Below are 552 nucleotides of genomic sequence, written 5' to 3'. Positions count from 1 at the left end.
ATATCGTCGAACGAATCGTCGCTTTGCTCGGTGCCTTCGCCCTCTTCGCTGTCGGAATCCTGCTCGGACCCGCGCGCCTCGATTTCGCCTTGGCCCTGTTCGCCTTCGTCCTCGCCTTCGTCGCCCTGATCGTCCTGCTGCTCTTCCGAGCCTTCATCCTCGGAACCGCCTTCCTCGGATTCGTCGGGGATCATGTCCCCTTCGATCAATTCCAGATCTTCGAGCAGCTTGGTGGTCAGGCTGGCAAAGGCGCGCTGATCGTCGATCGCGAGCCCCAGCGCATCGAGGTCGCGCCCCGCTTTCTGTTCGATCCAGTCGCGGACGAGCTCGAGCCCCGGCACGGTGGCGTCGGGCGGCGGGGCACCGGTCAAGCGTTCGCGCACGATCAGCCCGAGCGCGGTCGACAGCGGCACCTCGTCGCGCGTCCGTGCGCGCGTGATCGGGTCGGCGCGCAACCGCGTCTCCAGCGCAACGTCGAGATTGGCCGCGATCCCGGCATAACCGCGCGCGCCGAGTGCCTCTACGCGTGCGCCCTCGACCGCATCGAACACC

Annotated in this window: 1 protein-coding gene; it reads right to left on the bottom strand. The window is 67.0% G+C overall.

Going from position 1 to position 552, the window contains the following annotated elements; translation table 11 throughout:
• Positions 1 to 552, bottom strand: a 552-nt coding sequence (locus AACY52_RS29755) for a hypothetical protein (protein ID WP_339561294.1), incomplete at both ends; no start/stop codon positions are given.

This window comes from Pseudomonas sp. EA_65y_Pfl1_P113 (assembly GCF_963970525.1).
Lineage (GTDB): Bacteria > Pseudomonadota > Gammaproteobacteria > Pseudomonadales > Pseudomonadaceae > Aquipseudomonas > Aquipseudomonas tritici.
Note: the sequence above shows the minus strand (reverse complement) of the source record. Positions and strands in the feature narration are given on the sequence as shown.